Below are 20,341 nucleotides of genomic sequence, written 5' to 3' on the forward strand. Positions count from 1 at the left end.
TCATGAAAATATGTATAATTGCGGAGGGCTCCTATCCCTATATTACCGGGGGCGTCTCCAGTTGGATTCATTCTCTGGTTACCAACCTGACTGAGCATGAGTTTATTATTCTGGCTATTGGAGCCGAAGAGAAGCAGCGGGGGGCTTTCAAGTACCAGCTTCCTTCAAATATCGTTGAAGTGAAAGAAATCTTCCTGAACAGCTATCTGAATGAGGTAAAACCGCGCAGGGACCGCCTCCGGCTCACTCCCTCTGAGCATGAAGCGCTGGGCTCCCTGCTGGGCGGCGGCACTGCGGTAGATTGGGCCGGTCTGTTCGATTTGCTGCGCTCAGGGCGGGTTACCTCTGCCGTTCAGTTTCTGATGAGCCGGGAATTTTTCCGAATCTTGTCCAAACGCTGCCAGGAAGATTATGAACATGTGCCGTTTACCGAGATGTACTGGACCGTCCGGTCCATGATGCTGCCGCTGCTGCTTACGATCCGTGAGGATATTCCAAGAGCCGATCTGTACCACAGCGTGTCAACCGGTTACGCCGGAGTCATCGGCGCCCTCGCCAAGCATCTCTACGGCAAGCCCTATCTGCTCACCGAACACGGCATTTATTCCCGCGAGAGAGAGGAAGAGATTATCAAGGCTGACTGGGTGCAGGGCTATTTCAAGGATTTGTGGATTCAATACTTTTACCGGCTGTCCGAGGCTGCTTATACCATGAGCGATCAGGTCATTACACTCTTTGGCCGCAACCGTGACATTGAAATTGAGATCGGCTGCGACGAGCGGAAAATCAGTATTATCCCGAACGGAGTCAATGTCGCCGACTATGCGGAAGTCGCGGGACCTCCCCCGGAAGGCGGCCCCCTCCGGCTCGGCGCCATCGTCCGCATCGTACCGATCAAGGATATCAAAACCATGATTCAAAGCTTTGCGTTGGTGAAACGGGAACTGCCCGAAGCGGAGCTGCACATTCTGGGCCCCTGGGAGGAGAACGAAGATTATTACCGCGAATGTCTTGAGCTGGCGGCAACGCTGCAGGTGCAGGATATCATTTTCACAGGCGAGGTTAATGTTCGCCAATATTTGAAACAGCTCGACATCATCCTGCTCTCCAGCATCAGCGAGGGCATGCCGCTGGCCATCCTTGAAGCGATGGCTGCGGGCAAGCCGTGCGTCACAACCAATGTCGGCAGCTGCCGCGAGCTTCTACTCGGCAGCGGCGATAACTACGGACCCGCCGGCATTGTAGTTCCCGTCATGCATTACGATCAGATGGCATCCGCCATCATTCGGCTTGGCAGGAGCCGAGAGCTGCGGGAGCAGATGGGCCTCAGCGGTCTTAAACGGGCGGAGGCGCACTATACCAGAGAACAGTTCATCGAGGGCTACCGCGAATTTTATCAGATCTATGAGGAGGGGCGGTCATGGCCGGCATCGGCTTCGAGCTAAGAAAACTACATAACCAGCAGGGGCTGCTTCGTCAGATTCGGGCATACGCCTACTCGTCCATGTCGACGGTCGGACCGATGATCCTGTGTATGGCGATGGTGGCCGGCATTCAGCGTCTAATGTCGGTTTCCGGCGCGGCCTTTTTGGAGCGGGAACTGTTCTTGACCACCATTGTGTATGCCTTCATCTTCTCTGTGCTGGTCACCGGCGGCGTCTCAATGGTGCTGACCCGGTTCCTGTCGGATATGCTGTTCCAGAAGCAATACAAGCACGCCCTTTCCTCCTTCTACGGCGCAGCAGCCGTATGTCTGCCTGCGGGTGCGGTGGCGGCGCTGGTGTTCCTAAAAGGCGTTGAAGCCGGATTCGCGTATAAGGCTGCCGCGTTTCTCCTGTTTATGGAGCTGATCCTCATCTGGCTGCAGTCCGTTCACCTTACGGCGCTCAAGGATTATAAACGTATCTTCCGCGGCTTTCTGCTCGGAGCCTGTACCGCAGCACTGGGAGCCTGGGTCGTCTGCGAATATACACCCTATCCCACAGCCGCGGGAATGCTTGCCGCAGTGGATGCGGGTTTTTTCCTTGTGCTGCTGCTGACCAACCGGCACTTCGAGCAGGTATTTCCTCCTCGGGATTCCCGCTTGTATTTTCACTTTCTGTCCTATTTCCGCAAATATCCAGCCTTGTTCGGGATTGGCACATTCCTTTATGCGGGCGTATATACGCACAGCTTCGTGTACTGGTTCGGCCCGCAGAACAAAGAGGTGGCCGGCCGCTATCTCGTCTCTCCTTTTTATGATACGCCGGTCTTCTATGCCTACTTAAGCGTCATGCCGGCACTCATTCTTTTCACAGTTGCCGTCGAGACCAACTTCTATGAGAAATTCAGAGGTTACTACGATCTGATTCGGCAGCGGGGAACATTTAAGGAAATATCGGAGGCCCGGCGGGAGATGCAGCGGACGCTGATCCGTGAACTAACGTTTCTCATGGAAACCCAGCTCATGTTTACGGTTATCAGTCTTGCGCTCGGCATCAAGCTTCTGCCCATGATCGGTTTCAGCATGAATCAGCTTGATATCTATATCATTCTCTTGCTAGGCTACTATTTCTTCATCATTACATTTGTCATCTTGCTGCTTCTGCTCTATTACGATGACCGGAAAGGTGTTGTTATGATCAGCGGTCTCTTTCTCATTCTGAATACCGGCTTAAGCACCCTCTCTATGCTGGGCGGCTATGACGGTTACGGTATGTTTGTCGCTTCCTTTATTGCCGTACTGCTCGCACTGGGACGGTTAATCGTTTATGTCCGGAGCATTGACTACCATACTTTCTGCGCCCAGCCCGTTAATCCGGTCAAGCGGGAACGCAAGCGTCTGTTCCGTCCCGGGCTAACTTCCGTTACGCTGGCCGCGCTCGTCATTCTGTTGACGGGCTGCACGGAAAGCAGCTTGGGCGAGAAGAGCGCCCCGAAGGCGACGGATTCACCAATCTCCGAGTCACTTACTCAGGATAAGCTGGCTGAGGACAAGCGTATCTATGAAAGGGACAATGATACCTCCGTGGATACCTTGTATTTGACCGTGCTTGAGGATGACAAAAAAGAAGACTCAGCCCCCCTAACCTGGTATGAGCTGAACCGGATTCGCAGCCGGATGGACGAAGGCTCGCTGAACGCCATTCTTCAGGAAGGCGCAACCGATGGCAGCGGGCCGACCCCCGGCTCCTTTGGCTACTCATCCCTGGATGCCAACGCCCATGTTTCCCTTCGCGGGAATACGGCGCGGTATGCTTCCCAGCGGTCTTACAAGATCAAACTGAACGATCAGGCGGAACTATGGAATGATCAACGCACGATTAACTTGAATAAGCACGCCTATGACCCTTCGCGCCTGCGCAATAAACTAAGCTTCGATCTGTTCGAGACGATTCCGAATATGACAAGTCTGCGCACCCGCTTCGTGCATCTGTACGTGAAGGATTTGAGCGAAGGCGGCTCAGCCGGCTCCAAGCCGTACATCGATTATGGACTGTACACACAGGTCGAGCAGCCCAACAAGCAATTTCTGAAGAATCACTGGCTTGACCCGTACGGACAGTTGTACAAAGCTACAATGTTCGAATTTTTCGAGTATCAAGGTGAGCTTCGGCTGCAGGATGACCCGCTGTATGACAAGGCCAAGTTTGAAACCCGCCTGCAGATCAACGGGCGTGAAGATCACCGGAAGCTGCTGGATATGCTCCAGGATGTGAACAATCTGTCCATTCCGATCAATGACGTTATCAGCAAGCATTTCGACCTTGATAACTACCTGACCTGGCTAGCCTGCAACATTTTGATGGACAACATGGATACGGATGCCCAAAATTTCCTGCTTTATTCCCCACTCAACTCCGAAAAATGGTACTTCCTTCCATGGGACTATGACGGAGGCTGGGAGCTGCAAAGGAATTTAAAGAGCATTAGCCCCTATAACAGCGGCATCAGCAATTATTGGGGCTCCAAGCTGCATAACCGGTTCTTCCGCAGTACCGAAAATGTGAAGCTGCTTAAGGATAAAATCGACGAGCTGTACCGGGACTACATCAACAAGGATATCATTGCTAAAAAAATCGGCCTGTACAGCCCCATCACCCAACTGTATATGGGCAGGCAGCCGGATAAAGGCTTCCTCCCGGAGCTCGTTTCCGATATTCCCAAGGATCTGGCGGCGATCAGCACTGTTCCGGAGCGCTCCATGAAGCGGTTTATTGAGGATATCCAGAAGCCCAAGCCCTTTTTTCTGGACGATCTGCACCAGGAGGGGACAACTTCCGTATTTCAGTGGGATGCCTCGTTCGATCTCCAAGGAGACACCCTGAAGTATGAATTTACTCTGGCACGGGACCCGCTGTTTACAAAGGTGGTCAAGCGGTTAAGCACACCGGGTACTTCCGTGCGGCTCAGCGGCCTTTCGCCAGGAACGTACTACTGGAAGGTGACGGCGGACGACGGCAAGGGACATTCGCAAATCGCATTTGATATTTATTTCGACGATGAAGGCACTCCCTACTACGGCGTCAGAGAGGTTAAGGTGAACTGACATGGAATTTATGGGACGGCCGCTCAGGCATGAATTCAAATACTATCTGCATCCCCATGAATATCTATCCATGCGTCAGCGGGTAGCGTCACTGCTTCCGCTTGATCCGCACTCGCAGAGCGAGGACGGATACGGCATTCGGAGTCTCTATTTCGACAGTCCAGTCGATCATGCGCTGTATGACAAGACTAACGGAATTTTCGGACGCGAGAAGTTTCGAATTCGGATATACAATGCAAGCGACAGCTCGATCAAACTGGAGCGCAAGAGTAAATACGGAGATTATGTAAGTAAAGAGAGCGCCCCGCTAACCCGCTCCGAGTATGAAAATATTGTGCACGGGGACGCCTCGTCGATTGCGGATTCACCGCATCCTCTTGTTCGGGATTTATACAGGGCGCTTACTTTCAAGGGCTTCCGTCCAGCGGCAATCGTCGATTACGTGCGCGAAGCCTATGTATACGACTACGGGGATGTCCGGATTACGTTCGACAAGAAGCTGTCCTCCGGCATTGGCAGTCTGGATCTGTTTGACCCCGGACTGGCTTTTCGGGAGGCTCTGGATGATTCCACACGAACCATTCTGGAAATTAAATTCAACCGCTTCCTGCCCGAACCCGTGCGTCTCGTCGCCACCCCGGCTGCGAGCGTCCGGTCCACGATATCCAAATATGTGATATGCAGGGAAGCCGCCAAACTTCATTTCAAACGATAAGGGGATAAGCCTCACAATGAATGATACTATAAATTTCCAGGATTTATTTAAAAAAAGTGCGCTTCATCTTGATGCCTTCCGCACCGTTTCGTACATTGACGTCCTGCTCGGTCTCATCGCTTCGTTAGGTGTCGGTCTGTTCATCTTTTACATTTACCGAAAAACTTTTCGGGGAGTCGTATACAGCTACAACTATAATGCCGCCTTTGTGCTCATGTGCATGATTACAAGCATGATTATTATGACCATCAGCTCCAATATCGTGCTCTCTCTCGGTATGGTTGGTGCGCTCAGTATCGTACGTTTCCGTACCGCCGTCAAAGATCCGCTGGACATTGTATACATGTTCTGGTCGATCGCAGGAGGCATTGCAGCAGGAGCCAAGCTCTATCCTGTCGCGCTCATCGGCTCCCTCGCCATTGGACTCGTGCTGCTGTGGCTGTCCCGCCGCAAGGTCCGGGAACAGCCTTACCTGCTGATTATCCGCCACTCGGAAGACGCCACCACGGAGCTTCGGATGCGGATGCGGAAAATTGAATATACGCTGAGATCCAAGACGATCCGCAAGGACTTTGTAGAGCTTACGGTCGAACTTAGGATGCGGGACAACAACACCTCGTTCGTTCATGACCTGTCCGGTATACAAGGCGTTATGGATATTTCGCTGATTAACTACACCGGAGATTACGCCCAATAACATTTAATCCGCATCATGAATCAGCATAGGGGTGTCCCAAAAGCCATGCAATGGCTGCTTGGGACACCCCTTGTTTTAGAGTAGTATCAACTTGAGTACTCGGTATGGACGCTACGCGAACGGATCGTTGTTCCAATCGCTGTTGTGTCCGGATTTTTCGAATCTCTCTTTGCAGTTAAAATCCGGACACAAAGGCGACCGCTGCCGCTTTTCCACAATCGCTCCGTCCTCTCCGCTGCTCGTAACGAAATCTTCTACGATATCAAACGCAAATTTATTTTTGATTATGAGCAAGAGGAACTGTAAAATAAAATGTTGTTCCAACATCGAGCATGCTTTCTGCCCATATCTTGCCGCCATGATTTTCGATTACTTTTTTACAAATGGCAAGACCAAGCCCTGTGCCGCCAAAATGTCTTGATCGAGATTTTTCGGAACGGTAGAAATGGTCAAACACATAAGGCAAATCCTCTTGTGATATGCCTATCCCATTATCTTTAACAGAAATCTTTAGGTAATCACCATCGACACTTGCCTGAATCGTTATCGTTCCATTTTCATCTACATACCTTTTTGCATTGCTGATTAAATTATCAAACACCTGCGCAATACCATTTTCATTGGCATAAATGCGTACCGAAGGAAACGGTTTTATAGCTTCCAGTTGCACTGGTAGATCGGCAAATTCAATTTCAATGGGATTTATCACAGTTTCAAGCAGCTCTTTGGAATCGCGGACACAGAACGCCTCTTTTTGGTCATTTATGTCCAGTTGAGAATACTGAAAAAGGCTCTCTATCAAATTATCAAGGCTTTCTGTTTTGTTTTTTATGACAGTGATGTACCTGTTAAATTTCCCTCTGTCATGGATGATACCGTCCTGTAAACCTTCCACATAACCTTTGATGGAAGACATAGGAGTACGCAAGTCATGTGAAATACTGGCAATCAGTTCTTTACGGGAATATTCAAGAGCTGCCTGTTTTTCCAGTGACATTTTTAATTGTTTTCTCATCAAATCAAAAGCAACACATAAATCGCCCATTTCATCGTTATTTTTATAATTAAATGGAAATTCAAAATTTCCGTCCTTTATTTTTTTTGTCGCTAAATTTAATTCTTGTAGCGGCTTTAAAATGCTTGAGGATATAATCCAGCCTAAAATAAGAGCGCAAATGCAAAATGGAATTAACAGAGCCAATATGATTTGGACAACAGTCAAAACGGCAGGGGTGTTTTGTGTATTAAATCCAGTAACCAATACGGCAAACATAGGGAGAATCAGCATGGAGAAGAAGGATATAATCAGCTTTTTCCGAATTCCAATTCTCATTTTCCGCTACCTCCAAATTTATAGCCAACCCCCCAAACGGTTTTAATAAATTGCGGTGCAGAAATATCGTCTTCTATTTTTTCCCGGATTTTCTTGATGTGGATTGTTACGGTGTTTAAATCTCCATACTCATTAATCCCCCAAACATTTTCATAGATTTGCTGGCGGGTTAAAACTTGGTTAGCATGTAAGGCTAAGAACCGTAATACTTCAAATTCTTTCGTTGTAAAATCCACATATTTATCGTTCAATTCTACAGTATAGGCTTGCAAGTTGATTTTTAAATTTTGGAATGACAGCACATCACTCTTATCGGCAGGTACAGAAAGTTGATTATATCTTCTTAGTTGAGCCTTTACCCTTGCTACAACCTCTCCCGGACTGAAAGGCTTAACCACATAATCATCGGCGCCCACCCAAACCTAAAATTTTGTCAACCTCTGTTTTCTTTGCACTAAGCATGATAATAGGGATGGATGATTCAGCCCGTATGGTTCTGCATACTTCCATTCCGTCTAAGCCCGGAAGCATAATATCCAAAACAATAAGTTGTGGCTGGTATTCTCGGAAAAGATTAATGCACTCTTTCCCATCGGTGCTGATGATTACATCATATTGTTCCTCTTCAAGGTAATCTTTTATGAGTTCGGCGATTTCCAACTCGTCATCTACAACCATAATTCTGGTATTCTGCATAACACTTCCTCCTTATATTATTTATTATAGCAACACATCCTTTCTTTTCATGAAAATTGCGCTGCCAACGTAAAACAATGCGATATATGCTGCGATTACTCCAGTCTTAGCAAATATTTGAACCAGCGTGGCGCTGTTTATAAACATTTCATGAAAGGTATTCATCAAATAGATGATGGAATATTTGCTTATGTTTCCATACCTCTCAAGTAGAGGCGATATAAAAAATAATGCCAACGCTGAGCCAATGGTTATACCTATATTTCCGGTTATCAAAGCGATAAATATGACCAACATACCAAATCCAGCACTTGGCAGTATGGAAGCAAATGCCGATTTTAGCGTTATAGCAAAACTATTCCCGGCAATCGGAACACCTTGAAACAGAAGATGATTACCCCAGTCAAATGCGATTGCCCCAATAATATATGAGGTTATTACCGTAAAGCAGACAATAGCCGTTATGGAAACGGTTAGTGCGACACATTTGGCACCAATAAACTGAATACGATTGACTGGACGTAACAGCACCAATTTGAAAGTACCATTTCTATATTCATCCGCAATCATGTCCGCCGCAAGTACAGCGATAAACATCACCATGATAATAGAATGATTTCCAATCATTTCTAGTGGAAATGATTGGCCGTTGAGCGAAAAGGCAATTTTCCCTTGTGGCAAAAATTTATATTGGAAAATTTCTACCGCTTGAAGTGCTAAAATAACTCCCATGAAAAGGTAGAATTTTTTTAAGCGGAAAACTTTATATATTTCATTCTTTACCAAGCTTAACATTCAGCCGCCTCCTAAAACTTTTTTGCAATGTTAATACAAAATCTCTTTTTTCTTAAATTTATAGAATGAAAATAAAGAGAATGCAGCCAGATAGATTGCGATAATTCCGGTGCTTTGAAGTGCGAGCCTCCAGTCCAGAGTATGGACGAAATTTTCGTGGAAGTACGCAATATGATAAGCAAGGGAATAGGGAGCGATTGCTTCAAAAACATTTAAATTTAGCCCGATAGTCATAATTACCAGGGAACTTATAACTGTTAAGCTCATATTACTGGATAATACTGCAATAAAAGTCACGAACAGTCCGTATGCCATAAAGGGAAGAATTAATAAAGCATTGGCCCCTAAGGTGAGCAATAAACCCTCTATGGGCGTGTATAATTGTCCGGCATATTCTGTTCCACTACCCCATCCTAAAAAATAGGTTCCTATTGCATAAGATGCGATGATGAAGAAAAGTACCATAATAGATATAAATACAAATAGCGAAGCGACTTTTGCTCTCAACAATTGGCTTCTAGTGATAGGTCGCAGCAAAGATAGCTTTAATGTTCCCTGCCTATATTCATTGGAAATACTATCACCAATGATTATAGGAATGAAAATAACCATAAACTGCGAAAGTATATTGATTAGGACCAGCGGGGCAGATTGCCCGTAGGTAAATGTCCAGATTGTCCTTTCTGAGCCGGGCTGGTAGTTATGCAAATTCAGTAAGAGTACAGCTAAAATGATCGCCGCAAAAACATACAGTTTTTTCGTTCTAAAGAGCTTATAAAGCTCATTTTTTAATAGCTTCATCCTCATTAACACCTCACTCTCTGGTAGCTTCAAAATAGAGCTTTTCCAACGAATTTTCTGTTGAATTACCGACCAATTCATTTACATTACCTTCAACAAGGAGTTTCCCATCATTGATAATGCCTATACGATTGCAAAGCTGTTGCATTTCGTGGAGCAAATGACTGGATATGAAAAAGGTGATGTTCTTTTCAGAAGAAAGTTGAACAATCATATCTTTAATCTCTTTCATACCTTGCGGATCAAGCCCGTTGGTTGGTTCATCAAGAATGATTAGTTGGGGATTATTCAAAAGTGCGTTGGCTATCCCCAAGCGCTGCTTCATACCTAAAGAATAGGTTTTGACCTTATCTTTCGCGCGGCTGTTTAGTCTGACGATTTCCAGCACCTCATCAATTCTGCTTTTGTTAAGGCCGGGTACAAGGTTTGCCATCAATGAGAGATTTTCATATCCCGAAAGATAGTCATAAAAAGTTGGTGATTCCACGATAGCACCAATTTGTGAAATGGCGCGTTTGAAGTCCGTTTTTAAGTTGTGCCCATTAATCATTACATCCCCGGAATCAGGGAAAATGAGGCCGGTCATCATGCGTATTGTGGTAGTCTTTCCCTGTCCATTACGTCCAAGAAAACCGTACACATCGCCTTTCATAACTTTTAGATTTAGATTGTCAACAATTTTTCTACCGCGAAACGATTTTGTGAGATTGCGTGTTTCCAATAACGTATTTGAAATCATAAGGTATTTTCCTTTCTCTTACTTATAATCAGTTTGTTGTCTTTTTTTTATTATCCATCTAAAAAATAAAATACCACATTTGAAAAAATAAACGGGTGATAGGAATTTTATTAAAAATTCATAAACTTTCTTTCTGATGTGAAGTTAGAAAACCGCGTCTGTTCGTTAATTGGGCAGGAATAGAAAAAAAGCGGTCCGGGAGAAAATATTTTCTCCCGGACCGCTTTTATTTTAAGACGTTACAAAACCTTGCTCAGGAAATCCTTCGTTCTGGCGTGCTTCGGGCTGCCGAACACCTCGGCAGGCGTTCCCTGCTCGACGATAAACCCGCCGTCCATGAACAGAATCCGGTCCCCTACCTCGCGGGCAAAGCCCATTTCATGGGTAACGATGACCATAGTCATGCCCTGCTCGGCCAGCTTCTTCATGACCTCAAGCACCTCGCCCACCATCTCGGGGTCAAGCGCCGAGGTCGGCTCGTCGAACAGCATGACATGCGGCTGCATGGCAAGCGCGCGGGCGATGGCGATCCGCTGCTTCTGCCCGCCCGAGAGCTGCGACGGATAGGCATCCTTTTTATCTTCGAGACCGACGGTGCGCAGCAGGTCCATCGCTATTTTGTCCGCCTCCGCAGAAGACTGCTTCTTGACCTTGAGCGGAGCCAGCGTAATGTTTTGCAGCACGGTCTTGTGCGGGAACAGATTGAACTGCTGGAAGACCATGCCCATTTTTTCGCGAGTGGCATTGATATCATGCTTCCGGTCCGTAATGGACTGTCCTTCAAAGGTAATTTCCCCGCCTGTCGGCTGCTCCAGCAGATTCAGACAGCGCAAAAAGGTGCTTTTTCCCGAGCCGCTGGGACCGATGACGACAATCACTTCGCCTTTTTCTATCGCAAGATCGATGCCTTTCAGAATTTCCAGCTTGCCAAATGCCTTTTGCAAGTTCTTAACGGTGATCACCGGCGCTCCATCTCCTTTCCAGTCTGCCAAGCACCTTGGATAATGTAAATGTCAGAATAAAATACATCAGAGCGATAACCAGCAGCGGCGTCAGCCCGTCATAGGTAATCGTGGTAATGGTTCTGGCTTGAAACAGCAGATCCATCGCTCCGATCATACCGACAATGGACGATTCTTTGATAATGGTAATGAACTCGTTGCCTATCGCCGGGAGCACATTCTTCAGCGCCTGCGGGAGAATAATATAGCGCATGGTCATCGCCTGCGTCATCCCGAGTGAACGCGACGCTTCCGACTGTCCGCGGTCCACGCCCTGAATGCCTGCCCGGAATATTTCGGCAAGATAGGCTGAGCTGTTAATTGTAAGAGTTATCGCCCCCGACTCGATCGCGGTAAACTCAAGACCGATTGAAGGAAGACCGTAGTGAATAATAAACAATTGCACAAGCATCGGCGTTCCGCGCAGAAATTCCACCCAGGCGGCGGCGATCCAGCGAAGCACTCTGAAGCTTGACATCCGCAGCAGGGCAACAACGATCCCGAGCACGAAGCCGCAGATGACTCCGATTACCGCGAGAAGCAGCGTGTATTGCAGTCCGGTCAGAAAAAAGCCGCGGTATTCATAGGCCATATTCAGTAAATTCATCCTACCCGCAAACCTCCTATCAATAAAAAAATAGAAAACGGCGGGTCACCGCCATTTTCTTCGTTTGATTGAAAAACAGCTTTCCAGCGTATCTTTAAAGCTTACTTGCTCTCGGCCAGCTCGGCCGCCTTCGTTACATACTCTTCGATCTTTCCAGCAGAGTTCAGCTCGCCCAGAGTCTTGTTGATCTGTGTCAGCAGCTCTGAGTTGCCCTTCTTGACCCCGATGACGTAACCGTCATCTTCGACTTCCGGCTTCGCGTCGGTAATGGTCAGACCCTTCACATTTTTTACAAAAGATTTGGCTACCGGCCCTTCCATAATGGAAGCATCGACACGGTTCGATTGCAGCTGGAGCACGATATCGGAAATTTTAGCGAGCGAAGTCAGCTGCGCCCCCTCAATTCCTTTGGCGATATCTTCCTGAATGGAACCGGTCTGAATGCCGATCTTAGCGCCCTTCAGGGATTCCATCGTGCTGAATTTATCCTTGTCGGCTTCGCGAACCACAACGGCCTGCTCGGCTTTATAATAAATGTCGGACAGATCGATTTGTTTGGCTCTTTCCGGAGTCGGACTGAGACCCGAAATGACCATATCCACTCTACCGCTGGACAGCTCGTTCAGCAGCGAGTCAAACGGCAGGTCCTTAATGACCAGCTCCGCGCCCATATCCGATGCGATCTCCTTGGCAATATCAATGTCAAAACCGACGATCGTATCTTTACCCTCTACCACCTTGTGGAATTCGTATGGCGGAAAGTCGGCGCTTGTTCCAAGTGTCAACGTTTTCTTCGCCGCCGTGCCTGTATTGCCTCCGTTAGCTTCAGTTCCGGTATTGGCCTTGTCCTGGCCGCAACCCGAAAGAAGGCTTACCGCGAGCAGCATCCCCATAGACATTTTGATCCATTTGTTCATGTTCTGTTTCTCTCCCTTGTTCTCTCGTCGGGCGATTTGAAGCCCATCTTTAAATATGTCATTTGTGTTCTTGTCCCGGACCGACTTATTATAATTCAACTCGTATGAATATGCAAAGATTATTTTGTTGACAAAATGCCAAAATTATAGAAGAGTGCTCGCGGCTTTTTTCCGGAAGCAGGTCTCTACAACGACGAGCCTTTCTTTCTGAAAACATTCAGAAAAATAGTTTATTATTATGTATTTAAGGGTATTAAACTAAGTACCCACTCGAAAGAGGCGCAGTTGCGCTTCAATCATTTTAGGAGGGGAGACCATGCTGCTGGAAGCTTTGTACCACGTTCCACGCGATAAATGGGCATACGCCTATGATAAGGAATCCGTACATCTGCGAATGCGGACCAAACGGGATGACGCTGATGCTGTATATGTCTTGACAGGTGACAAATACGCTTGGGATCGGACCTTCGAGGAAATCGCGATGGAAAAATCCGCTTCCGACGAACTGTTCGATTATTGGGAAGCCTGCGCGCGGCCTAAACATAAACGGTTGTCCTATCTCTTTCGGATCGAATCAGGCGGCGACACGGCTTATATGTCCAGCAAAGGGATTATGCATGAGACACCGCAGCCACCGGGTAACAACTTCGAATTCCCGTATATTCATGAAGTTGATTTGTTCAGGGTTCCGGAATGGGCCAAAGAAGCGGTCTTCTATCAAATTATGCCGGACCGTTTCGCCAACGGAGACACGGCCAATGACCCGGAAGGAACGGAAGCCTGGGGCGGTGAACCGAAGGTCGACAACTTTTTCGGGGGCGATATCCAGGGCGTAATCGATCATCTCGACTACCTGCTGGATCTCGGGGTTAATGCGATTTATTTCACGCCGCTGTTCGTATCCCCGTCCAATCATAAATACGACATCATTGATTACAAAAAGGTTGATCCCCAATTCGGCGATAATGAGCTGCTCAAGACTTTGGTCGATCTCTGCCATGAGAAAGGCATACGCGTCATGCTTGATGCGGTGTTCAACCACTGCAGCAAAGAATTTCCTCCCTTTCAGGATGTCATGGAAAAAGGGGACGATTCCAAATATGCCGATTGGTTCCACATTAATTCCTTCCCCGTAGAGGTTGTAGACGGCATACCGAGCTACGATACATTTGGATTTTTTGAGGCCATGCCCAAATTTAATACGGCCAATCCGGAAGTCAAATCGTATTTGCTGGACGTGGCGGAATACTGGATCAAGGAAGTCAAGCTGGACGGGTGGCGCCTCGACGTGGCTGACGAAATCGATCATCACTTCTGGCATGATTTCCGCAAGGTTGTGAAAAAAGCCAATCCGGACGCTTACATCGTAGGCGAGGTATGGAGCGATTCTCTAGCTTGGCTGCTCGGTGATCAGTTCGATTCCGTCATGAATTATCCGTTCTCGGGAACTGTACTGGAGTTCTTCAACGGAGGAATGGACAGTTACACCTTCTCGAATAAAGTAGGCGGTCTGCTCATGCGCTACCCCAAGCAGGCCAATGAGGTCGCCTTCAACCTGCTGTGCAGTCATGACACCCCTCGTCTGCTTAACGCTATGGGGGAAGACAAGCGGAAAATGAAGCTCGCGGTTGCCTTCTTATTCACCTTCATTGGTACGCCATGTATATACTACGGCGATGAAATCGGGCTATCCGGTGAAGGCGATCCCGGTTGCCGCAAATGTATGGAATGGGACCCGGACAAACAGGACCTTGAGCTTCGCGATTTCTATAAAATGATGATTTCACTGCGCAAGGAGAACCCCGCGCTGCGAGGCGGAAGTTACCGGATTCTAGGGGCCTGCAAGGATGATCCCTGCATTATTTATGAGCGGATGGACAGCGAGACCCATTTTACCATCTGGATGAACAATTCACCCGAACCCCGCAGCTTAAGCCATGCGCTAGAAGCCGAAGATTGGACCGATGCGCTCACAGGCGACGCGGTAAGGCCCGATGAAGGGATCATGCACATTTCCCTCGATCCATATGGATTTCGCATCTTATCCCGCCGTCTTGACCGGAAGACGCCTCCGCTCGTCCATAACACGTCTGGCAAAGCGTCAACGGAGCACTCTCCCGCACACCGGTAACCGTTCAAGCTGGCAGCTGCAAAGTTAGGGCCGACCCAAGTACCGGTTTCTTCTATAAAAAAGGCAGCTTCTCCAGCACTTAAGCTCAGGAGAAAGCTGCCTTTTCTTTATTTAATGAATATTATCCCTGCCCGGTAATCTTCTGATAGATATCGATGTACTCCTCCGCCGATACATCCCAGCTGTAATCCCCCTTAAAAGCGTTGCGGGTCAAGCGTTTCCAATGCTCGGGCTTGTTATAGAAGGATATCCCCCGGCGCAGGGTGTTCATCATATCATGAGCGTTATAATTGGTAAAGGTGAAGCCGTTCCCTTCCCCCGTTTCCTCGTTGTAGGAGTGAACGGTATCGTTCAGCCCCCCCGTTTCCCTGACAACCGGAATGCTACCATACCGCAGGGCGAGCAATTGGCTGATTCCGCACGGTTCGAACTTTGACGGCATCAGGAACAAATCGCTTGCGGCATAGATTTTGCGCGACAGCTCATCGCTGAACCGGATCTGCGCAGACAGCTTGGTCGGATAACGCCATGCGGCTTCGCGGAACCAGCGCTCGTATGCTTCATCCCCCGTTCCAAGGACGACAAACTGGACGGTGTCGAAATACAGCATTTCATCCAGCACCCGGGTCACCAGGTCAAGGCCCTTCGAATCGACTAAGCGAGTGACCATGCCTACAAGCGGGATATGCGGCGCTACTGGGAGACCGAGTTCCTGCTGCAAGCCGATTTTGTTCTCGGTCTTCTTGTTCAGATTATTCTTGTATTTCGTGAAGATCTTCGAGTCGATTGCCGGATCATAGGCCTTCGTATCAATGCCATTGACAATACCGCTCAAGTGATCGGCGCGGGCATTCAGCAGGCCGTCCAGACCGTAACCAAAGTGAGGCGTTCTGATCTCCTCCGCATAGGTCGGACTGACCGTCGTCACATGATCGCTATATACGATGCCGCCTTTAAGGAAATTAACATTGCCGTAGTATTCAACCCCGGGAAAATAGCTGCCGTTCAGGCCGAGCAGATCGCCCAGAACCTCATAGGGAAACACGCCCTGGTACAGCAGATTATGTATGGTGAATACGGTACGGATGTTGCTGTAGAACGGATTGCTGCGGTAATGCCCTTCAAGAAGCATAGGAATGATGGCGGCGTGCCAATCATGGCAGTGCAGCACATCCGGCTGGAAATCAATCGACGGGAGCACTTCCAGAACGGCCCTGTTGTAAAAAGCGAACCGCTCCGCGTCGTCCAGATATCCGTATATGCCGTCGCGGCCGAAGTAGTATTCATTGTCTATAAAATAGACAGGCACACCTTCATAAATGAGCTGCTCAATTCCGCAGTATTGATTCCGCCAGCCTACTGGCACCTCGATTACCTTGACAGGCTCCATTTGCGAGCGGTATTTCTCGGGAATCCCCCGGTACTTCGGCATAATGACTCTTACGTCCACTCCGGCTTCCTTCAGCGCTTTCGGCAGCGCCCCGATTACGTCGGCAAGGCCTCCCGTTTTGATAAACGGATGGCCTTCCGCAGCAGCAAACAGCACTTTCATTCCCTTTTCCTCCTCTTGTGTAACGGACTGTTAAATAGAGTGATTGGTTTCCTACGGGATATCGTCGCTTTTCGTTTTGCGTTTGCGCGGAGCTGCTTTTTTGGCCGGCGTTTCGGACTCTAGAGGCTTGTCTGCCGGTTTATCCTCACTCTTGGCTTTGGCGCGCGTCGTTCTAGCTTTTCCTTTTGGAGCTTCCTCTAGTACGGCTGGCTCATCCCCCTTCACCTTTCGTCCGCTCTTTTTTAGGACCACCATGCTGAGCGGAGCGAGGGTTAATTCAAGGCATTGGTGCTGATTATGCATCTCTTGTTTCTGTGTCTTCAAAGCGCCTGACGACGCTCCGGAGCCGCCGAACTCGGGTCTTTCCGTACTGAACACCTCTTCATAGGTTCCCGCTTTCGGAACGCCAATACGGTAATTCGGCCGCTCTACCGGCTGGAAATTGATGACGATAATCAGCTGGTCGCCGGCTTTTTTCCCTTTGCGAATATAAGAAATGACGCTTTGCCAGTTGTCGTCCGCACTGATCCATTCATATCCTTCAAAGCTGTGATCAAGCTCCCAAAGCGCTTTCTCCTCAAGGTAGAACTTGTTGAGCGCAGCCGTGTAGGCCAGCATTTTCCGGTGGCTCTCGTAATCGAGCAGCAGCCAGTCAAGCTCCTCCTGATCTTTCCATTCAATGAACTGGCCGAATTCGCCGCCCATGAACAGCAGCTTTTTGCCGGGGCTTGTCATCTGATAAGCCAGCAGCAGCCGAAGGCCCGCGAACTTCTGCTCATAGGAACCGGGCATTTTGTTTAGCAGCGACCTCTTGCCATGCACCACCTCGTCATGGGAAAGCGGCAGCGTATAATTCTCCGAATAAGCGTAGACAATCGGGAATGTCAGCAAATTATGATGATAGGGGCGGGCATCAAACTCCTTCTCCACGTATGCAAGCGTATCGTTCATCCAGCCCATATTCCATTTGTAATTGAAACCAAGCCCGCCGTCATGTACGGGAGCGGTTACGAGCGGCCAGGCGCTGGATTCCTCCGCCATCATCAACGCATGCGGATAGTGCTCAAACACGAGGCTGTTCAATTTTTGCAAAAAAGCGATGGCCTCAAGATTCTCAAACCCGCCGTTGACATTCCGTCTAAACTGATGCTCCTGCTTCTCAAAATCAAGGCGCAGCATACTAGTAACCGCATCCACACGCATGCCGTCGATATGGTACACGTCATACCAGAACAAGGCGTTGGAAGTAAGGAACGAAAGGACCTCCGGTCTGCCGAAGTCAAAAGAAAGCGTTCCCCACCCCGGCTTCTCCGCCAGCATCGGATCGCTGTACTCGTAGCATGGCGAGCCGTCAAACAAGCGCAGGCCCGGATCGTCCTTGGCAAAATGGGCAGGCACCCAATCGAGAATAACGCCGATGTTCGCCTGATGCAGGCGGTCGATCAGGTACATCAGCTCCTTCGGCTCTCCGTACCGGCTTGTTGCGGCAAAATAGCCCGTTCCCTGGTACCCCCAGGAAAGATCGTATGGATGCTCCGCCAGCGGCATGAACTCCACATGCGTATAGCTGAGTTCCTGCAAATAGGGAATCAGCAGGTCAGCCATTTCCGTGTAGCTGTACAGCTCTCCGCCTTCCTTGTTATGAATATTCTCCTTCTGTCTCCATGTGCCCATGTGCATTTCGTAAATATTGAGGGGCTTATTGTAAGAACCTTTATTCTTGCGCCGCCAGGCCGCGTCTCCCCAGCGGTAGCCTTCAATATCGGCCACAACCGACGCGGTATCCGGACGAACTTCGGCCTGGAACCCATAAGGGTCCGCTTTCAAAAAGCTCGAGCCGTCCTGGCCGATAATTCTGTATTTGTAAAATGTTCCCTGGGCAATTTCCGGGAAAAAGTGAGTCCAAATCCCCGAATCGGGTATCTTATATAACGAGTCTTCCTCACGGCTTCCATCCCAGCCGTTTCGATCGCAAGCCAATCCTACATATGTTGCATGGGGCGCCCATACGGAAAAACGCACTCCGGGAACTCCTTCTTCCACGGAGAGATGCGCTCCGAGCATGCGATAACTGCGGTAATGGGTACCTTCGTGAAACAAGTAAATATCCTCCGGTGACGGCATGTTTACTGCTGTTGGTCGCTCAGCCAATTGAATACCACCTTTTGTAAGAATGATTTAAGGTTTCCGGGGTCCCTGCAAAGTACCTGAATATACTCCGAAGCAAAACCGCACTTTGTAGGAATAGTTATATATACAGGATGCACCTAATACATTACCCCAATTTCATCCGTTTGAAAATAATTGGTGCAGGTAAGAAATGAAAAACAAATGAAGATGTCAGCCATTTTTGTGTAATTTTCCTAAAGACTTTGTAATATATTTCACTTAGCTTCATTGTTCACGTTTCAGACGTCAGCCGGTCAGGTTATATAACATGTATTGTTTTGACAAAACACATTTTTGGAGGGGTAACGAATGGGTAAAAAAGATTGCATCGCCATGCTATTAGCAGGCGGGGAAGGGCGGAGGCTAGCTCCACTTACATCCAGTATGGCCAAACCGGCCGTCCCTTTCGGAGGACATTTCAGAATTATTGACTTTCCCCTCAGCAATTGTGTGAACTCGGGTATTGATACGATCGGCGTACTGACGCAATATGAAGCCGGTTCCCTTCACAGCCATATCGGTACGGGCGAGCCTTGGGGGCTCCGCACAGAACAACGTAAAGGCGTAACACTGCTGCCCTCCGGCAGTGAAGGAAGAGACAGCTATACGGGTACGGCAGATGCTATTTATAAAAATATTCCATACATCGACAATCTTAATGTAGAAAATGTGCTTATTTTGTCCGGAGACCATATTTATCATATGGATTACCGCCAAATGCTTGATTATCATCTTGCAAAAAACGCTGAAACGACTATTTCCGTCATGGAAGTTCCATGGGATGAAGCCAGCCGCTTTGGTGTCATGAATGTTGACGATGATCTGAAAATCACGAGTTTTGTCGAGAAGCCCAAACAACCGGAAAGCAATCTGGCTTCAATGGGTATTTATATCTTCCGCTGGGACTATCTTAAGGCTCACCTGCTTAAAGACGCGGCGAACAAGAATTCCAGCCATGACTTCGGCAAGGATGTAATTCCCGCCATGCTTCGAAGCGAAGATCCCCTATTCGCATTCCGTTTTAAAGGCTACTGGCGTGACGTGGGCACGGTGGAAAGCCTGTGGGAAGCTCATATGGATCTCCTGCAACGAGACAAGGGCTGGAAATTTAACAATGCGAATTGGCCTATGTACAGCCGCTCTCAAATATCCAGACCATCGGTCGTCCGGGCCAAAGGTCCATCCGCAGATGCGGAATGCCTGGTTAGCGAGCATGCCTCCGTGGAAGGCAGCATCCAATGTTCGGTTATTTTCGACAATGTTGAAATCGGTAAAACCGCCGTTGTTAAGAACAGCGTAATTATGCCCGGCGCCCGCATCGGCAAAAATGTATACATCGAAAATGCGATTATTGGGGAAGATGCCCTAATCAAAGATGGGGCTGTTGTCAAGGGAAGCATCGATCGCATCGCGGTGGCCGGACCGCGCGAGACGATTGCCCCCAAACCGCTTATCCTTACCCAGCCTTCCCGGCTGCTGCAGGATGTATACGAGAAGGCCGGTACCGGAAGACTTCGGGCCGGAGGTCTGCTCTCGTAAGAACCAGCATCAAAAAAGGGTTGTTTCTACAGGTTAATGCCTGTGAAACAACCCTTGTTTGAATTTATCAGAAAACGTTGCAAGAAAAGCTGCCGCTACTGAAGGAACCGGGGCCATCGTT

Annotated in this window: 17 protein-coding genes; 6 read left to right on the top strand and 11 right to left on the bottom strand. The window is 48.5% G+C overall.

The genetic code is table 11. The annotated features are described in order from the left end of the window. The first annotated feature begins 2 nt into the window (after positions 1-2). Genes pelF through VK70_RS10970 form a run of 4 tightly spaced genes read left to right on the top strand, consistent with a single transcriptional unit; the run spans position 3 to position 5,940 of the window. Positions 3-1,445, top strand: a complete 1,443-nt coding sequence (pelF, locus tag VK70_RS10950; protein WP_046723268.1) for a GT4 family glycosyltransferase PelF — start codon at positions 3-5, stop codon at positions 1,443-1,445. Beyond that, positions 1,421-4,528 (top strand): exopolysaccharide Pel transporter PelG, encoded by a 3,108-nt coding sequence (pelG, locus tag VK70_RS26475; RefSeq protein ID WP_051505164.1) that lies wholly within the window; start codon positions 1,421-1,423, stop codon positions 4,526-4,528. The genes pelF and pelG overlap by 25 nt, the downstream gene beginning before the upstream one ends. A 1-nt stretch (position 4,529) precedes the next feature. After that, complete coding sequence (locus VK70_RS10965; RefSeq protein WP_025698041.1) at positions 4,530-5,243, top strand: polyphosphate polymerase domain-containing protein; 714 nt, start codon at positions 4,530-4,532, stop codon at positions 5,241-5,243. 16 nt (positions 5,244-5,259) lie between these two features. Next, complete coding sequence (locus tag VK70_RS10970; RefSeq protein WP_025698039.1) at positions 5,260-5,940, top strand: DUF4956 domain-containing protein; 681 nt, start codon at positions 5,260-5,262, stop codon at positions 5,938-5,940. 274 nt (positions 5,941-6,214) lie between these two features. Here VK70_RS10970 and VK70_RS10980 read toward each other — a convergent pair whose 3' ends face one another. The 9 genes from VK70_RS10980 to VK70_RS11015 all read right to left on the bottom strand — a co-directional run bounded on the left by VK70_RS10980 (position 6,215) and on the right by VK70_RS11015 (position 12,829). Then, a complete protein-coding gene (locus VK70_RS10980; protein ID WP_025698035.1) occupies positions 6,215-7,273 on the bottom strand; it encodes a HAMP domain-containing sensor histidine kinase in 1,059 nt (352 codons plus the stop codon). After that, positions 7,270-7,671 (bottom strand): winged helix-turn-helix domain-containing protein, encoded by a 402-nt coding sequence (locus tag VK70_RS29340; RefSeq protein WP_324607992.1) that lies wholly within the window; start codon positions 7,669-7,671, stop codon positions 7,270-7,272. Before VK70_RS29340 ends, VK70_RS10980 begins: the two co-directional genes overlap by 4 nt. A gap of 4 nt (positions 7,672-7,675) precedes the next feature. Further along, a complete protein-coding gene (locus tag VK70_RS29345) occupies positions 7,676-7,969 on the bottom strand; it encodes a response regulator (protein ID WP_324607993.1) in 294 nt (97 codons plus the stop codon). Positions 7,970-7,993: 24 nt separating this feature from the next. Beyond that, positions 7,994-8,764 carry an ABC transporter permease gene (locus VK70_RS10990; protein ID WP_025698033.1) on the bottom strand — a complete coding sequence of 257 codons (771 nt, stop codon included), beginning with the start codon at positions 8,762-8,764 and terminating at the stop codon, positions 7,994-7,996. A 30-nt stretch (positions 8,765-8,794) separates the two neighbouring features. Continuing rightward, positions 8,795-9,565 carry an ABC transporter permease gene (locus VK70_RS10995; protein WP_036641867.1) on the bottom strand — a complete coding sequence of 257 codons (771 nt, stop codon included), beginning with the start codon at positions 9,563-9,565 and terminating at the stop codon, positions 8,795-8,797. Between the two features lie 13 nt (positions 9,566-9,578). Continuing rightward, positions 9,579-10,304 carry an ABC transporter ATP-binding protein gene (locus VK70_RS11000; protein ID WP_025698029.1) on the bottom strand — a complete coding sequence of 242 codons (726 nt, stop codon included), beginning with the start codon at positions 10,302-10,304 and terminating at the stop codon, positions 9,579-9,581. 239 nt (positions 10,305-10,543) lie between these two features. Further along, positions 10,544-11,266, bottom strand: a complete 723-nt coding sequence (locus VK70_RS11005) for an amino acid ABC transporter ATP-binding protein (protein WP_025694272.1) — start codon at positions 11,264-11,266, stop codon at positions 10,544-10,546. Next, entirely contained in the window at positions 11,253-11,912 is a 660-nt protein-coding gene (locus VK70_RS11010) for an amino acid ABC transporter permease (RefSeq protein WP_036638626.1), read from the bottom strand. Before VK70_RS11010 ends, VK70_RS11005 begins: the two co-directional genes overlap by 14 nt. Positions 11,913-12,013: 101 nt before the next feature. After that, positions 12,014-12,829: a transporter substrate-binding domain-containing protein gene (locus tag VK70_RS11015; RefSeq protein ID WP_036638623.1), complete on the bottom strand. Its 816-nt coding sequence runs from the start codon at positions 12,827-12,829 to the stop codon at positions 12,014-12,016. A 316-nt stretch (positions 12,830-13,145) separates the two neighbouring features. On the opposite strand from VK70_RS11015, the gene VK70_RS11020 reads away from it, so the two are divergent. Further along, on the top strand, positions 13,146-14,960 hold the full coding sequence (locus tag VK70_RS11020; protein ID WP_025694271.1) for an alpha-glycosidase: 1,815 nt from the start codon (positions 13,146-13,148) through the stop codon (positions 14,958-14,960). Positions 14,961-15,081: 121 nt separating this feature from the next. Here VK70_RS11020 and glgA read toward each other — a convergent pair whose 3' ends face one another. Together glgA and glgB are read right to left on the bottom strand one after the other, a co-directional pair. Then, complete coding sequence (gene glgA, locus VK70_RS11025; protein WP_025694270.1) at positions 15,082-16,512, bottom strand: glycogen synthase GlgA; 1,431 nt, start codon at positions 16,510-16,512, stop codon at positions 15,082-15,084. A 51-nt stretch (positions 16,513-16,563) separates the two neighbouring features. Next, positions 16,564-18,636, bottom strand: coding sequence for a 1,4-alpha-glucan branching protein GlgB (gene glgB, locus VK70_RS11030; RefSeq protein WP_081754728.1), 2,073 nt, complete (start codon positions 18,634-18,636; stop codon positions 16,564-16,566). A gap of 354 nt (positions 18,637-18,990) precedes the next feature. On the opposite strand from glgB, the gene VK70_RS11035 reads away from it, so the two are divergent. Continuing rightward, complete coding sequence (locus VK70_RS11035) at positions 18,991-20,220, top strand: glucose-1-phosphate adenylyltransferase (protein ID WP_025694268.1); 1,230 nt, start codon at positions 18,991-18,993, stop codon at positions 20,218-20,220. The last annotated feature ends 121 nt before the right edge of the window (positions 20,221-20,341 follow it).

The sequence above is a fragment of the Paenibacillus durus ATCC 35681 genome, from assembly GCF_000993825.1.
Classification (GTDB): domain Bacteria; phylum Bacillota; class Bacilli; order Paenibacillales; family Paenibacillaceae; genus Paenibacillus_AQ; species Paenibacillus_AQ durus_B.

What these genes read in the sequence shown, in the direction of transcription:
- VK70_RS11010 (WP_036638626.1), bottom strand. Translation starts at nt 11,912, where the DNA reads ATGAATTTACTGAATATGGCCTATGAATACCGCGGCTTTTTTCTGACC.
- VK70_RS10970 (WP_025698039.1), top strand. Translation starts at nt 5,260, where the DNA reads ATGAATGATACTATAAATTTCCAGGATTTATTTAAAAAAAGTGCGCTT.
- VK70_RS10980 (WP_025698035.1), bottom strand. Translation starts at nt 7,273, where the DNA reads ATGAGAATTGGAATTCGGAAAAAGCTGATTATATCCTTCTTCTCCATG.
- VK70_RS11035 (WP_025694268.1), top strand. Translation starts at nt 18,991, where the DNA reads ATGGGTAAAAAAGATTGCATCGCCATGCTATTAGCAGGCGGGGAAGGG.
- glgA (WP_025694270.1), bottom strand. Translation starts at nt 16,512, where the DNA reads ATGAAAGTGCTGTTTGCTGCTGCGGAAGGCCATCCGTTTATCAAAACG.
- VK70_RS11015 (WP_036638623.1), bottom strand. Translation starts at nt 12,829, where the DNA reads ATGAACAAATGGATCAAAATGTCTATGGGGATGCTGCTCGCGGTAAGC.
- glgB (WP_081754728.1), bottom strand. Translation starts at nt 18,636, where the DNA reads ATGCCGTCACCGGAGGATATTTACTTGTTTCACGAAGGTACCCATTAC.
- VK70_RS11000 (WP_025698029.1), bottom strand. Translation starts at nt 10,304, where the DNA reads ATGATTTCAAATACGTTATTGGAAACACGCAATCTCACAAAATCGTTT.
- pelG (WP_051505164.1), top strand. Translation starts at nt 1,421, where the DNA reads ATGGCCGGCATCGGCTTCGAGCTAAGAAAACTACATAACCAGCAGGGG.
- VK70_RS10965 (WP_025698041.1), top strand. Translation starts at nt 4,530, where the DNA reads ATGGAATTTATGGGACGGCCGCTCAGGCATGAATTCAAATACTATCTG.
- VK70_RS10995 (WP_036641867.1), bottom strand. Translation starts at nt 9,565, where the DNA reads ATGAAGCTATTAAAAAATGAGCTTTATAAGCTCTTTAGAACGAAAAAA.
- pelF (WP_046723268.1), top strand. Translation starts at nt 3, where the DNA reads ATGAAAATATGTATAATTGCGGAGGGCTCCTATCCCTATATTACCGGG.
- VK70_RS11020 (WP_025694271.1), top strand. Translation starts at nt 13,146, where the DNA reads ATGCTGCTGGAAGCTTTGTACCACGTTCCACGCGATAAATGGGCATAC.
- VK70_RS29345 (WP_324607993.1), bottom strand. Translation starts at nt 7,969, where the DNA reads ATGCAGAATACCAGAATTATGGTTGTAGATGACGAGTTGGAAATCGCC.
- VK70_RS10990 (WP_025698033.1), bottom strand. Translation starts at nt 8,764, where the DNA reads ATGTTAAGCTTGGTAAAGAATGAAATATATAAAGTTTTCCGCTTAAAA.